Genomic DNA, 13,931 nt, shown 5'->3' with positions numbered 1-13,931 from the left:
TGGCCCGGCGCTACCCAGCACCTAAACGTACGTCCCAGCATGGTTTTTTCCAGCGGGCCCAAGGCCGGGCAGGGGGTGCACGGGCAGGGAAAGCGGAGCTAGACTGTCCGCCTTTGCGGCCCCCGGGCCGCCCTGAACGGAAGTGTCCTCCCGCATGAGTTGGCTCAGCAAGTTGATGCCGTCTGGCATCCGCACCGACAACACCCCCAGCAAGAAGCGCAGCGTCCCCGAGGGCCTGTGGGAAAAGTGCAGCAACTGCGGCAGTGCGTTGTACCGTCCGGAGCTGGAAGAGAATCTGGAGGTCTGCCCGAAGTGCGGCCACCATATGGCCATCCGCGCGCGCGCCCGTCTGGCTGCGCTGTTCGACGCCGACAGCACCACCGAGATCGCTGCCCGCCTGGGGCCGACCGACCTGCTGAAGTTCAAGGACCAGAAGAAGTACAGCGAGCGCATCAAGATCGCGCAGAAGAACACCGGTGAGTACGACGCGCTGATCGCCATGCGCGGCCTGCTCAAGGGCCGTCCCCTGGTGGCCTCGTCCTTCGATTTCGCCTTCATGGGGGGCTCGATGGGCTCGGTGGTCGGCGAGCGCTTCGCCCTTGCCGCCGAGACCGCCGCCGAGATCGGCGCACCGTACGTGTGCTTCTCCGCCAGTGGCGGCGCGCGCATGCAGGAGGGCCTGTTCTCGCTGATGCAGATGGCCAAGACCTCGGCCGCGCTGGGCAAACTGCGTGAAGCCGGACAGCCGTACATTTCGGTGCTGACCCACCCGACCACCGGCGGTGTGTCGGCATCGTTCGCCATGCTGGGCGACATCAACATCGCCGAACCGCGTGCACTGATCGGCTTCGCCGGCCCGCGCGTGATCGAGCAGACCGTGCGCGAGAAGCTGCCGGAAGGGTTCCAGCGTTCGGAGTTCCTGCTCGAGCACGGCGCCATCGACCAGATCTGTGACCGTCGTGAACTGCGCGACCGCCTGGCCGACCTGCTGGCGATGCTGCGTCGCGAACCGGCACCGGAGGAAGCTTGATGGGGAGCCGCAAGTACTTCGGTACCGACGGCATCCGCGGTCGAGTCGGCCAAGGGGCGATCTCGGCTGATTTCGTGCTGCGCCTGGGCAACGCCCTTGGCCGCGTGCTGGTCGCCCAGCGCGGCCAGGAGGGGCGCCGTCCGATCGTAGTGATCGGCAAGGACACGCGGATCTCCGGCTACATGTTCGAAGCCGCGCTGGAAGCCGGGCTGGTCGCTGCGGGCGCTGACGTGCAGCTGCTCGGCCCGATGCCGACCCCGGCCGTTGCTTTCCTGACCCGTACCTTGGGCGTGGACGCGGGCATCGTCATCAGTGCGTCGCACAACCCGCATTACGACAACGGCATCAAGTTCTTCTCCGCCCAGGGCGAGAAGCTCGACGATGCCACCGAGCTGGCGCTGGAAGCCGCATTGGACGTGCCGTTCACCACGGCTGTTTCGGAAAAACTCGGCAAGGCCTCGCGTGCACGCGAGGCCGTCGGCCGCTACATCGAGTTCTGCAAGTCCAGCGTGCCGCGCGCGTTCGATCTTCGCGGTGTGCGCCTGGTGCTCGACTGCGCGCATGGCGCCACCTACCAGATCGCGCCGCTGCTGTTCCGCGAACTGGGCGCGGAGGTCATCGGCATCGGTGCCGAACCCAATGGCGTCAACATCAACGACGGCGTCGGGTCGACCCACATCGACAACCTCGCTGCCAAGGTGCGTGAGACCCGCGCCGACCTGGGCATCGCCTTCGACGGCGATGGTGACCGGGTATTGATGGCCGATGACCGCGGCAACCCGGTCGACGGCGATGACCTGGTGTACATCCTGGCGCGCGCATGGCAGGCCGAAGGGCGCCTGCGCGGTCCGGTGGTCGGTACCCTGATGAGCAACTTCGGTCTGGAAAAGGCCCTGGCCGAGCTGCAGATTCCGTTCCAGCGCAGCAACGTCGGCGACCGCTACGTGCATCAGGCACTGGTGGAGGGAGGCGGCGTGCTCGGCGGCGAAGCGTCCGGCCATCTGCTGTGCCTGGACCGGGCCACCACCGGCGACGGCATCGTCAGTGCCCTGCAGGTGCTGGTGGCGCTGAAGCAGCAGGGAAAGAACCTGCGCGAAGCGCTGCAGCCGTTGTCCAAGGTGCCGCAGAAGACGGTCAACGTGCGCCTTGGCGATGTCTCGGCCAAGGCCACCGTGCAGGCCGAGAGCGTGCAGGCTGCGCTGCTCGAAGCGCAGCAGGCGGTATCCGGTCGCGGGCGTGCCTTCCTGCGTCCTTCCGGCACCGAACCGGTGGTGCGGGTCACGGTCGAGGCCGATGACGCGACGCTGATGCAGGACACCCTGGACCGGCTTTCGGCGGCGGTCAGGACAGCGGCTGCGGCCTGAACCCTGTCGCTGGATCGAACCGACAACATGGCCGCTTGTGCGGCCATGTTGCTGTCTGCCGCAAGCAAGGCATCAGACGCTGCGCGGCATCTCCGTCTGCCATTTCCAGGTGTCGCGGCACATGTCCTCCAGGCCATGGCGCGCGGTCCAGCCCAGCTCGCGCAGGGCCAGGGACGGGTCGGCAAAACTCACCGCGATGTCGCCGGTACGGCGACCGGTGATCCGGAACGGAATCGGCCGGCCGACGGTCTGCTCGAAGGCCTTGATCAGTTCCAGCACGCTGTGGCCCTGGCCGGTGCCCAGGTTCAGTGTGATGCTGCGGCGCTTGTCGCGCAGGTACTGCAGCGCCAGCACATGGGCCCGCGCCACGTCCTGCACATGGATGTAGTCGCGTACGCCGGTGCCGTCACAGGTCGGATAGTCATCGCCGAATACCTGCACTTCGGGCAGCAGGCCGGCGGCCACCTGGGCGATGTAGGGCATCAGGTTGCTGGGCGTTCCGTGCGGCAGCTCGCCGATCAGCGCGCTTGAATGCGCCCCCACCGGGTTGAAGTAGCGCAGCGTTGCCACATGCAGCGACGTATCGGCGCCGACCAGGTCGGACAGCAGCTGCTCCACCACCAGCTTCGAACGGCCATAGGGCGTCATCGCGCAGGTCGAGGCCGTTTCGGCCACCGGGCAATGGTCCTGGTCGCCGTACACGGTTGCCGACGAGCTGAACACGAACGTGCCCACGCCGGCATCGCGCATGGCGCCGAGCAGGGCGAGGGTGCCGCTGATGTTGTTGTCGAAGTAGTCCAACGGCATCTGCCGCGATTCGCCAACCGATTTCAGCGCGGCAAAATGCAGTACCGCATCGATCGAATGCTCGCGCAGCACCGCGGTGATCCGCGCACGGTCACGCACGTCGGCCTGTACGAACAGCGGCGCGATGCCGGTGATGTCGCCGATCCGGCCGATCACCCCTGCGTCGCTGTTGCACAGTGAATCGACGACGACCACCGCATGGCCCTGCTGCTGCAGTTCCACGCACGTGTGGGAGCCGATGAATCCAGCGCCGCCGGTAACCAGAACGTTCATTTCCTGTAGTCCTTCCACTCTGTTGGAGCTTCCTTGCCGAAGCTGTGCCAGCCCAGTGCTGGCAGCGCCATCACGGCCCCGGCACCATCTTCTTCTGCCGCGCCTTGAAGCCGTTGAACAGCGGTGCGATCAACGGGTTGTAGCTCCACGCGATGCGCTTGCGCAGCCAGCTTGCCGGCCGGTTGCGGATGGCGAAGCGGTAGATGCGCTCGGGATCGCCGCCGACCACGTTGCGGCCGAAGGGATGGGTGGTATGCAGGTAGCGGAACCCCTGCTCACGTGCCACTTCGATGTAGTCCTGGTCGAAATCGCCGTACGGCCAGCACAGGGTGTCCGACACTTCGCCCAGCTTCTCCAGCAGCACTTCCCTGGCCATCGACAGGTCGCCACTGATGCCGGCGCGGCGCTGGGCGCGATCCAGGTCCTGGCGGCGCAGCCAGCGCGTATGGGTGTGGGTGTGGCAATGGATCTCGAACGTGCCCGCCTCGATGGCTGCACGTGCTTCGCTCCAGCGCATCATCACCTCGTCACTGCGGCCCTGCTTGTAGATCAGGTCTTCGCAGGCGCGATGTTCGGGCGTTTCCGGCAGCGTGGCGCCGGCGATGCCGGCATGCGGGCGCATCGGCCCCTCGTGCATCCAGCCGGTCACCACGAACACTACCGCGTGCATGCCGTACTTCTGCAGGATCGGATGGGCGTAGACCCAGTTATCCAGGTAGCCATCATCGAAGGTGATCACGATCGATTTGCGCGGCACCGGCTTGCCGGCCAGGAAGCCGGCGTACTGGTCCAGCGTCAACGAGGTCCAGCCGGTGCGCGCCAGCCAGGCGATCTGGCTTTCGAAATTCTCCGGCGACACCGTGATCATGCCGGGCGAGTTGCTGACGTGGTGATGCATCAGCACCGGTACGGTTCTGGCATTAGCCATGACCCAGCTCCTTCATCCATTGGTGGTAATAGTGTTCGGTGGCTTCAGCGTGGCCTTCGGGGCTGAAACGCTTGGCGCTGCGGATCCAGTCCCAGCCGGAACGTCCCATCTGCCGGCGACGCTCGGGATCGTCCACCAGCAGCCGCAACGCGCCGGTGAGGGCGCCGCTGTCACCCAGTCGAGTGAGGATGGCATTGCTGCCTTCCACCAGCATTTCAGGCACGCCGCCGACCCGATGCGACACGATCGGCAGGCCGGCCTGGGCCGCTTCCAGGAACACCGTGCCCGATGCTTCCTTGTGTGTGGCCAGGGCGAAGATGTCAAAGCCGGGCATCAGCTGGCTGGCATCGCTGCGGAAGCCCAGCAGATGGACCTGGTGCTGCAGGTCGTGCTCGGCGCACGTGGCCTGCAGGCGCTGCATCACTGCCTGGCCATCGCCGACCACCACCAGATGCAGGCGGGGATTGGCCTTGCACAGCGGCACCATGGCCTGCAGCAGTTCGGCGTGGCCCTTGGGTTCGCGCAGCACGGCCACGCAGCCCACTACGATGTCCTGTTCGTCGAATCCGAGCTCGGCGCGCACGCGTGCGCGCGCCTCCTGCAACGCCTGCCAGGAGGGCTCATGCATGGCGTCGGTTGGCGCAACCGCCATCGGCGGCACGATGCCGATGTGATCGGCGGGAATGCCACGGTCGGCCAGCAGTTGCTTGACGAAATTGCTCACCGTGATGACCCGGTGCGGCAGGCCGGTGTAGGTCAGCAGCGAATTCACCGGGCTCATCAGGTGGCGCGAGCGCACTACCAGCGGTGTGCCGCCCAGGCGTGCGCCCGCGGCGGCAATCAATGCATCGCGACGGCTGGTGGTGTTGACCACGTCGTAGCGCTCGCGGCGGACCAGCCGTGACACCGACCAGATGCCGCGCAGCAGCCGGGCCAGGCCGCCCATGCGCAGCGTATGCACGGTGAAGCCATCATCGCGCGCGCGCTTTGCCAGGCGCGCGTCCGGCTGGCACAGCAGGGCGACGTCATGGCCGCGCGCGCGCATCACCTGCATGTGGCGGAAAATGTAGATCTCCTGCCCACCCATGCCTTTGGCGGCTTCGGTATGCAGGATGCGCAGCGGACGGTTCATGGTGGATCGGTCCTTGGATTCAGCGGTTGCGGAAGCGCGTCAGCGCTTCCCATGCCGCGCGGATGCTGGCGGCGTCGGGGGTCTGTTGCGGCAGGGGGCGGTAGCGCGCATCGAGCGCGGTGGCGTTGCCGAATTTGTCGAACACGTAGATCGCCTCGCCATTGCGCACCGCACGCTGCGACCAGCTTTCCACCACCAGCGCACGCTTGCCGGTCGGTGCAGCCAGCAGGTCGTGGCCGGTGCTGTAGTCGGTCAATGCGTTCTCGCAGCCCAGGCCGTGGCGCATCAGCGTCGGCACCCAGTCTTCATGCGAACTGACCCGCGCGTCGCGGCCGCCACCCTGGCCGGGCCAATGCAGCACGAAAGGCACCTGCAGCTGGTGGTTGGAGAAGTTGCCGTTGTGGCCCCAGTAGTTGAGTTTGAGGTCGTTGAATTCCTCGGCGTGGTCACCGGTCACCAGCACGATCGTGTCCTGGTCCAGTCCCTGTGCACGCAGGTCATCCAGCAGCGATCCAATCAGGCTGTCGGCGTAATGCACCGCGGTGTGATAACGGTTCAATTCCGGCGTTGGATCGTGCTCGGGGCCGAACTTGAGAAAATCGATGGCATCGGCCATCGGCGTAGCGAGCGGCGGATAGCCGGCCGGCATGTGGTAGGGCGCGTGGGTGGAATCGAGGAACACGAAACCAAACCACGGGCGCTGCGCAGCCTGGCTGGCGCGGATGTCCTTCTGCAGTCCAGCGACGATGGCGGCATCACGGCCGTCGGAGGTCAGTTCGGACGGCCCCTGGTGCAACTGGTCGCGGACATCGGCGAACGCTGTGCGATCGAACTCCGGGCTGTACAGCGGCGCGCTGCCATACAGATGCAGGTCATAGCCCTGCTGTCCCAGCACCTTGAACAACTGCGAGCCGCGCTGCTCGTCGAGCATGCTGGGCCAGTAGCCACCCGGCAGGCCGTACAGCAGCCCGAACAGACCATAACGGGTGGCGTTGCCAGTGCTGAAATGATGTTCGTATACCCGCGAGGACCGGGCCAGTTGCGACACGTTGGGCATGAACTGCGGGGTGAGCACGTCATGGCGCAACGACTCCAGTACCACCATCAGCACGTTCGGCCGCTGGTGGCTCTGGCAGCGCAGGGGCTGCAACGGATAGTTGAGCTGGGCATGGCGCGGATCGGGCAGGCCGACCTGGTGCTGGCTGACCACGCCGAAGCGGCGCATCGCGCTCTTGGCGGTGATCGGCTGCGCCCATGGCAGGTAGTTCCATTGGCTGATCACTGCGCGTTCGCCGAGCGCGTCGTAGTAGGCAGTGGCGACCTGGCCGCCGCCCATCAGCAGGGCAACCACCGCCCAGGCCTGCAGTACCCGCCGCCGCCGTGGCGCTGCGGGCAGCAGCTTCCAGCACGCCCAGGCCAGCAGGCCCTGCGCGGCGAAAATCGCCGATACCAGAGCCGCCGCCTGCAGCCAGGTCTTCCAGGACAGGCTGACCTGATCCTGCAGGGCGCCGCCGAACACCATGTTGGCAACCATCGCGTTGAGGTGGAAGCGATACAGCGCGAAGACCTTGGCATCCACCAGCAGCAGGCACAGCCACAGGCCCTGGCAGATCACCGCCGAGACGCTCAATGCGCGCGCGCTGCGCGGCCACAGGCCGATGGCCAGCGGCAGCAGGCCAGCCAAGGCACCGAACGCGAGCAGGTGGCCGGGCAGGGCGAACGCCAGGTAGGCCAGGCCGAGCGTGCCGCCGGGGTTATCGCGTAGCGGCACGTTGCCCAGCGCGATGAGCGCGGCCAGCACGGCGTTGGCGGCCACGAACAAGGACCACCAGGCCAGCCGGCGCCAGCGTCGGGCAGGGCCGGAAATAACAGCGGCGGTGGCGTCGGGCAGGGCGGCATCCATGGCGGGGCGGGTTCAGGTGGGCAACGGGGCGATTCCCGGCGTGACGAAGTCGTTAAACCGCGCGCGGGTGGCGCATTGTATCGGTTTGTTTCAGCGTGTCGGTGGCGTGTTCCGATCTATCTGTCACAATGTTCAGATCGGTCGCCATTGCATGGCGGGCCCGTACCGACTCAACGACAAGCCAGGAACCGCTGTGAGCCAGATCCCCACCCTCGACATCACCCGTTTCGACAGTGACCGCGACGCCTTCGTGGCCGAGCTGGGGGCGGCATATCGCCAATGGGGGTTTGCTGGCATCCGCAACCACGGCATCCCGCAGGCCGACATCGATGCGGCCTACGACGTCTTCAAGGCCTTCTTCGCACTGCCGGATGAGACGAAGCGGAAGTACCACGTGGCTGGCAGCGGCGGCGCCCGTGGCTATACCCCGTTCGGTGTGGAGACCGCCAAGGGCTCCAAGCACTTCGACCTGAAGGAGTTCTGGCACATCGGCCGCGAGATCGCCGACGACTCCAAGTATCGGGACGTGATGGCGCCGAACCTGTGGCCGTCCGAGGTCGAGGGCTTCCGTGAGCGTGGTTACGGCCTGTACCAGGCGTTGGACAACCTGGGTTCGCGCGTGCTTTCGGCCCTGGCCCTGCACATCGGCCTGCCGGAGCACTTCTTCGCCGACAAGACCAATTTCGGCAATTCGATCCTGCGCCCGATCCACTACCCGCCGATCACCACCGACGACATTCCCAACGTGCGCGCTGGTGCGCATGGCGACATCAACTTCATCACGCTGCTGGTCGGTGCCAGCGCGGCAGGCCTGGAAGTGCAGTCGCATGACGGGGACTGGGTGCCGTTCACCTCGGACGCGGACACCATCGTGGTCAACATCGGCGACATGCTGCAGCGCCTGACCAACCACGTGTATCCGTCGACCATCCACCGGGTGGTCAATCCCCCGGGTGAGCTGGCCCGCCAGCCGCGCTATTCGGTGCCGTTCTTCCTGCACCCGAACCCGGATTTCCTGATCGACGTGCTGCCTTCGTGCATCACCGAGGAGAACCCGAGCCGGTACCCGGAACCGATCACCGCGCACGGCTTCCTCGAAGAGCGTCTGCGCGAGATCAAGCTGAAGTAACAAGAAGGCCGCCGAAAGGCGGCCTTCTTGTTACGGGTAGCGCCGGGCCATGCCCGGCGAGCGCAGCGGAGGGGGTTCGGCAGGGTTGCACCCTGCACCCGCAGAGGCCAGAGCCAAAGCCAATGCCAAAGCCAAAGCCAAAGCCAAAGCCAAAGCGGCTCTGGGCTTCTGTGGGTTGGGCGGGGCGGTGTGGCCTGGCAGGACACGCCGTAAACCCATCCCTGGGGGCTCGATGGCGCCTTGCTCGTGTGCGCTGTCCTGCGCGCACGGCAAGACCGGGGTTGGGCGTCCTGCCCAACCCGCCCGAGGCATGCCTCGGGCCCATGGCGCCAACGGTCCTGCCAACCCACACCGCCCCGCCCCCGACAATTTCCCGCGGCTGTTGGTAGGTGTCGACCTTGGTCGACACGATCTATCTATTTATCCACGCCATGCGTGGATGAGATCTGTCAGGTCTCGAAGCAGGGAGGGGTTGAAGCTCTGCTTTCGCTTTCGCTTTCGCTTTCGCTTTTGCTCTTGATCTTCTTTTTTCCTTCCGTGGAGGGCGGAATCGCCGGAATGTGTCAGGGGCCGGCCGGGTGGGCTGCGCAGGGGCACAGGCGGCATGGATGGCGCCTACGAGCTTACAAGGACGTACTTGCAGCGTCCCCTGCGCAGCCCACCCGACCGGCCAGCCTCCAGATCCCCACCGCGCTCTCCGCGACCAACCAACCCCAACCCCCGCCACGAGGGGCTGCGCCGTTGGCTGAAAATCCATGTAACCGCTTACACGGAAACGGTTTTTTGCCGCAGCAGGTATCATGGGCGGCTGAGTTCACACAGGAGCCACCCGCTCATGCGCCGCAAGATCGTCGCTGGAAACTGGAAGCTGCACGGCAGCCGTCAATTCGCCACCGAACTGCTGGGGCAGGTCGCTGCCGGGCTGCCCAAGAGCGGGGTGGAGGTGGTCATCCTGCCGCCGATGCCCTATCTGGGTGAGCTGGTCGAAGACTTCGGCGAGACCGGCCTGGCCTTTGGTGCACAGGACGTCAGCAGCAACGAGAAGGGCGCCTACACCGGTGAGGTCTGTGCGGCCATGCTGCACGAGGTGGGTGCCCGCTATGGTCTGGTCGGCCACTCCGAGCGCCGCCAGTACCACAACGAGAGCAGCGAACTGGTCGCGCGCAAGTTCGCTGCCGCCCTGCATGCTGGCCTGGTGCCGGTGCTGTGCGTCGGTGAAACCCTTGAGCAGCGCGAGGCCGGGCAGACCGAGGCGGTCATCGCCAGCCAGCTGGCCCCGGTGCTCGAGCTTGTCGGGGCCGCAGGCTTCGCCAATGCCGTGGTCGCCTACGAGCCGGTCTGGGCGATCGGAACCGGCCGTACCGCAACCAAGGAGCAGGCGCAGCAGGTGCACGCGTTCATTCGTGGCGAAGTCGCGCGCATCGATGCTAGAATTGCTGATTCACTGCCCATTGTTTACGGCGGTAGCGTGAAGCCCGACAATGCCGGGGAACTGTTCGCGCAGCCGGATGTCGATGGTGGGCTGGTTGGTGGTGCCTCCCTGGTGGCCGCCGACTTCCTGGCCATCGCAGAGGCGGCGGCAAACAATTAGTTACGGTTGCCGGCTAGCCGCCGGCACTCTAGTCCGAGGGCGGATTTCCAATGCTGATGTTGATCCTCAATGTCGTCTACGTGCTGGTTGCCGTGGCCATGGTCGCGCTGATCCTGATGCAGCGTGGCTCGGGTGCGGCGGCAGGTTCGGGCTTTGGCGCTGGCGCCTCGGGGACCGTGTTCGGTGCGCGTGGCGCGTCCAACTTCCTGTCCAAGTCGACCAAGTGGCTGGCCGTGGTGTTCTTCGGCATCAGCCTCTTCATGGCCTGGTACGCCGGCCATGGCAACCGCCCGGCCGCCGATCAGGATCTGGGTCTGATGTCCGCCCCGGCGGCCAGCGCTCCGGCCGCTCCGGCGGGCGAATTGCCGGCCGTTCCGAAGGCCGATGCGGTCCCGGCCGCCCCGGTTCCGGCCGCAACTGTGCCGGCTCAGGCGGAATCTTCGGTTTCTGGTGAAGAAAAGCCTTCGGAAGGCTCCCAGAAAGACTGAAGCCGGTTACAATACGCGGCGCATCGGGAAGATAGTCTGATGTGATCGTTTGCCCAGGTGGCGGAATTGGTAGACGCACTACCTTGAGGTGGTAGCGACTTAGGTCGTAGGGGTTCGAGTCCCCTCTTGGGCACCATTTAGTAAGTAAAGCGGGTTGGTCTGGCGCGCAAGGCGCCAGGCAGCTTCCCGTCCACTCCCCCATGCCAAAGCGCCTGCAGGCGCAGCGGCAGAGGCAAGAGAGAATCGCTGTGCTGGCCGAATATTTGCCGTCTCTGCTGTTTCTGATCGTTGCCACCGGTATCGGCATTACGCTGATGCTGGTTGGTCGATTCCTCGGTCCCCGCCGCCCCGATCTGGAAAAGCTGTCGCCGTACGAGTGCGGCTTCGAAGCCTTCGAAGACGCGCGTATGAAGTTCGACGTGCGCTACTACCTGATCGCGATCCAGTTCATCGTCTTCGACCTGGAAATCATCTTCATCGTGCCGTGGACGCAGGTCTTCATGGAGCTTGGCGCGCGTTCGCTCGTCACCATGGGTCTGTTCGTCGGCATGCTGTTCCTCGGTTTCATCTATGTCTGGAAGAAGGGAGCGCTGGAATGGGAGTGATTCAGACTCTCGATGGCCTGATGACCAATCCTGTCCCGGAAGGGCGGGTTGACGACATCCTGCGGCCGGAAGGCGACAACCCGCTCCTGGAAAAGGGCTTTGTCACCACCAGCGTCGATGCGCTGCTGAACTGGGCACGCACCGGCTCGATGTGGCCCATGACCTTCGGTCTGGCCTGCTGTGCGGTCGAAATGATGCACGCAGGTGCAGCGCGCCTGGACCTTGACCGCTACGGTGTGGTGTTCCGCCCGTCGCCGCGCCAGTCCGACGTGATGATCGTCGCCGGCACCCTGGTCAACAAGATGGCCCCGGCGCTGCGCAAGGTCTATGACCAGATGCCCGACCCCAAGTGGGTGATCTCCATGGGCAGCTGCGCCAATGGCGGTGGTTACTACCACTATTCCTATTCTGTGGTGCGCGGCTGTGATCGCGTGGTGCCGGTGGACGTCTACGTCCCGGGCTGCCCGCCGACCGCCGAGGCGCTGGTGTACGGGATCCTGCAGCTGCAGAAGAAGATCTGGCGTACACAGACCATCGCCCGCTGACCCCTTCACCTGACAAGAGCGCGCCAAGCCCCCATGGCAGAGCAAGCATCCTTCATCGACCGACTCTCCGCACGTTTCGCTGGTGCGAAGGTCATCGTGGTCGAACCCCGCGGCGAAGTGACGCTGGAAGTGCCTGCCGCTGAGTGGCACGCCACCGCCCTCGCGCTGCGTGACGAGTTTGGTTTCGAGCAGGCCGTGGACCTCTGCGGCGTCGATTACCTCGGTTATGGCTCCGATGAGTGGGACACCGCCGACGTGTCCTCGCAGGGCTTCAGCCGCGGTGTCGAGGGCAAGGCCCAGGGCCGCTTCGCCTGGGGCGAGTTCCCCAGCGAAGAGAGCGCCGACGGTGCCCGTCCGCAGCACATGCCGACCCAGCGCTTTGCCGTGGTCGCACAGCTGCGTTCGTACCAGCACAACCTGATGATGCACCTGCGCTGCTTCGCGCCTGACGAAGCGCTGCCGGTGGTGTCCTCGCTGACCAGCATCTGGCCGGGCCTGAACTGGTTCGAGCGCGAGGCGTTCGATCTGTATGGCGTGATCTTCGAAGGTCACCCGGACCTGCGTCGGATCCTGACCGACTACGGTTTCGTCGGCCATCCGTTCCGCAAGGACTTCCCGCTGATCGGCAACGTCGAAGTCCGCTACGACGAAGAAAAGAAGCGTGTCATCTACGAACCGGTCACCTCGGTGGAGCCGCGCGTCGGCGTGCCGCGCGTGATCCGCGACGACGCCCGCCTGCAGACCGCTGCCGGCGAGCGCTCGCAGGAGGCAGTGAAGTGAGTCACGTACACCAGGCCGGCGAAGCATTCGCCAGCAACGCTGCCGAAAGCCGGCAGGAAATCCGCAACTACACCATGAACTTCGGCCCGCAGCATCCGGCCGCGCACGGTGTGCTGCGCCTGATCCTGGAGATGGACGGCGAGACCATCATGCGTGCCGACCCGCACGTGGGTCTGCTGCACCGGGGTACCGAGAAGCTGGCCGAATCCAAGCCCTTCAACCAGTCGATCGGCTACATGGATCGCCTGGATTACGTGTCGATGATGTGCAACGAGCACGCCTACGTGCGCTCGATCGAGACCCTGATGGGCATCGAGGCGCCGGAGCGCGCGCAGTACATCCGCACGATGTTCGACGAGATCACCCGCATCCTGAACCACTTGATGTGGCTGGGTTCCAACGCGCTCGACCTGGGTGCGATGGCGGTGATGCTGTACGCCTTCCGCGAGCGCGAAGAGCTGATGGACTGCTACGAAGCGGTCTCCGGCGCGCGCATGCACGCGGCGTACTACCGTCCGGGCGGTGTCTACCGCGACCTGCCGGACCACATGCCGAAGTACAAGGAATCGCGCTGGCACAAGGGCAAGGCCCTGAAGAACCTCAACGCCTCGCGCGAAGGTTCGCTGCTGGACTTCCTGGAGAACTTCACCAATGAGTTCCCGGGCCGTGTCGACGAATACGAGACCCTGCTGACCGACAACCGTATCTGGAAGCAGCGTACCGTCGGCATCGGCGTGGTCACCCCGGAGCTGGCCCACCAGTGGGGCATGACCGGCGTGATGCTGCGTGGCTCGGGCGTCGCCTGGGATCTGCGCAAGAAGCGCCCCTATGCGAAGTACGATGCCGTCGATTTCGACATCCCGCTGGGCAAGGAAGGCGATTGCTACGATCGCTACCTGTGCCGCGTTGCCGAAATGCGCGAGTCCAACCGCATCATCAAGCAGTGCGTGGCATGGCTGAAGGCCAACCCCGGCCCGGTCATGGTCAAGAACTTCAAGGTCGCTCCGCCCAAGCGCGAGGACATGAAGGACGACATGGAAGCGCTGATCCATCACTTCAAGCTGTTCAGTGAAGGCTATTGCGTGCCGGCCGGCGAGACCTACGCTGCGGTTGAAGCGCCCAAGGGCGAATTCGGCTGCTACCTGGTTTCCGACGGCGCCAACAAGCCGTTCCGCGTACACCTTCGTGCGCCGGGCTTTGCCCACCTGTCCTCGATCGATTCGATCGTGCGCGGCCACATGCTGGCCGACGTGGTGGCGATGATCGGTACCTACGATCTGGTGTTCGGCGAGGTTGACCGGTAATGCCGTCCGCCACGCCAACGCCCGCTGCAGGCAGCCGGCGCAAGCCGGCGCC

The 13,931-nt window shown here is 65.5% G+C and carries 13 protein-coding genes and 1 tRNA gene; 10 read left to right on the top strand and 4 right to left on the bottom strand.

Going from position 1 to position 13,931, the window contains the following annotated elements:
• The first annotated feature begins 154 nt into the window (after window positions 1-154).
• Window positions 155-1,030, top strand: coding sequence for an acetyl-CoA carboxylase, carboxyltransferase subunit beta (accD, locus tag CR918_RS12815; protein ID WP_032975002.1), 876 nt, complete (start codon window positions 155-157; stop codon window positions 1,028-1,030).
• The gene (gene glmM, locus CR918_RS12810; RefSeq protein WP_032975001.1) at window positions 1,030-2,394 is read left to right on the top strand and encodes a phosphoglucosamine mutase; all 1,365 of its coding nucleotides are present in this window, start codon (window positions 1,030-1,032) and stop codon (window positions 2,392-2,394) included. Before accD ends, glmM begins: the two co-directional genes overlap by 1 nt.
• 72 nt (window positions 2,395-2,466) lie before the next feature.
• Here glmM and galE read toward each other — a convergent pair whose 3' ends face one another.
• From galE to CR918_RS12790, 4 genes are all read right to left on the bottom strand, one after another.
• A complete protein-coding gene (galE, locus tag CR918_RS12805; protein WP_099843180.1) occupies window positions 2,467-3,474 on the bottom strand; it encodes a UDP-glucose 4-epimerase GalE in 1,008 nt (335 codons plus the stop codon).
• A 70-nt stretch (window positions 3,475-3,544) separates the two neighbouring features.
• A complete protein-coding gene (locus CR918_RS12800; RefSeq protein ID WP_033831646.1) occupies window positions 3,545-4,402 on the bottom strand; it encodes a polysaccharide deacetylase family protein in 858 nt (285 codons plus the stop codon).
• Window positions 4,395-5,534, bottom strand: a complete 1,140-nt coding sequence (locus tag CR918_RS12795; RefSeq protein ID WP_099843178.1) for a glycosyltransferase family 4 protein — start codon at window positions 5,532-5,534, stop codon at window positions 4,395-4,397. The genes CR918_RS12800 and CR918_RS12795 overlap by 8 nt, the downstream gene beginning before the upstream one ends.
• Before the next feature lie 19 nt (window positions 5,535-5,553).
• Window positions 5,554-7,437, bottom strand: a complete 1,884-nt coding sequence (locus CR918_RS12790) for a DUF3413 domain-containing protein (protein WP_238379108.1) — start codon at window positions 7,435-7,437, stop codon at window positions 5,554-5,556.
• 151 nt (window positions 7,438-7,588) lie between these two features.
• Here CR918_RS12790 and CR918_RS12785 point away from each other — a divergent pair, with 151 nt between their 5' ends.
• The 8 genes from CR918_RS12785 to CR918_RS12750 all read left to right on the top strand — a co-directional run bounded on the left by CR918_RS12785 (window position 7,589) and on the right by CR918_RS12750 (window position 13,879).
• On the top strand, window positions 7,589-8,566 hold the full coding sequence (locus CR918_RS12785; protein ID WP_049469229.1) for an isopenicillin N synthase family dioxygenase: 978 nt from the start codon (window positions 7,589-7,591) through the stop codon (window positions 8,564-8,566).
• A gap of 835 nt (window positions 8,567-9,401) precedes the next feature.
• Window positions 9,402-10,157, top strand: a complete 756-nt coding sequence (gene tpiA, locus CR918_RS12780) for a triose-phosphate isomerase (protein ID WP_025876190.1) — start codon at window positions 9,402-9,404, stop codon at window positions 10,155-10,157.
• A gap of 50 nt (window positions 10,158-10,207) precedes the next feature.
• Window positions 10,208-10,645 carry a preprotein translocase subunit SecG gene (gene secG / locus CR918_RS12775; protein ID WP_025876192.1) on the top strand — a complete coding sequence of 146 codons (438 nt, stop codon included), beginning with the start codon at window positions 10,208-10,210 and terminating at the stop codon, window positions 10,643-10,645.
• A 51-nt stretch (window positions 10,646-10,696) separates the two neighbouring features.
• A tRNA-Leu gene (locus CR918_RS12770) sits at window positions 10,697-10,781 on the top strand.
• Between the two features lie 112 nt (window positions 10,782-10,893).
• Entirely contained in the window at window positions 10,894-11,250 is a 357-nt protein-coding gene (locus tag CR918_RS12765) for an NADH-quinone oxidoreductase subunit A (protein WP_005414075.1), read from the top strand.
• The gene (locus CR918_RS12760; RefSeq protein ID WP_025876198.1) at window positions 11,241-11,795 is read left to right on the top strand and encodes a NuoB/complex I 20 kDa subunit family protein; all 555 of its coding nucleotides are present in this window, start codon (window positions 11,241-11,243) and stop codon (window positions 11,793-11,795) included. Before CR918_RS12765 ends, CR918_RS12760 begins: the two co-directional genes overlap by 10 nt.
• Before the next feature lie 33 nt (window positions 11,796-11,828).
• Window positions 11,829-12,575, top strand: a complete 747-nt coding sequence (locus CR918_RS12755) for an NADH-quinone oxidoreductase subunit C (protein WP_025876200.1) — start codon at window positions 11,829-11,831, stop codon at window positions 12,573-12,575.
• Window positions 12,572-13,879 carry an NADH-quinone oxidoreductase subunit D gene (locus tag CR918_RS12750; RefSeq protein WP_025876202.1) on the top strand — a complete coding sequence of 436 codons (1,308 nt, stop codon included), beginning with the start codon at window positions 12,572-12,574 and terminating at the stop codon, window positions 13,877-13,879. Before CR918_RS12755 ends, CR918_RS12750 begins: the two co-directional genes overlap by 4 nt.
• Window positions 13,880-13,931 lie beyond the last annotated feature (52 nt).

The organism is Stenotrophomonas indicatrix (assembly GCF_002750975.1).
GTDB classification, from domain to species: domain Bacteria; phylum Pseudomonadota; class Gammaproteobacteria; order Xanthomonadales; family Xanthomonadaceae; genus Stenotrophomonas; species Stenotrophomonas indicatrix.
This window is presented reverse-complemented; position numbering and strand designations above follow the sequence as displayed.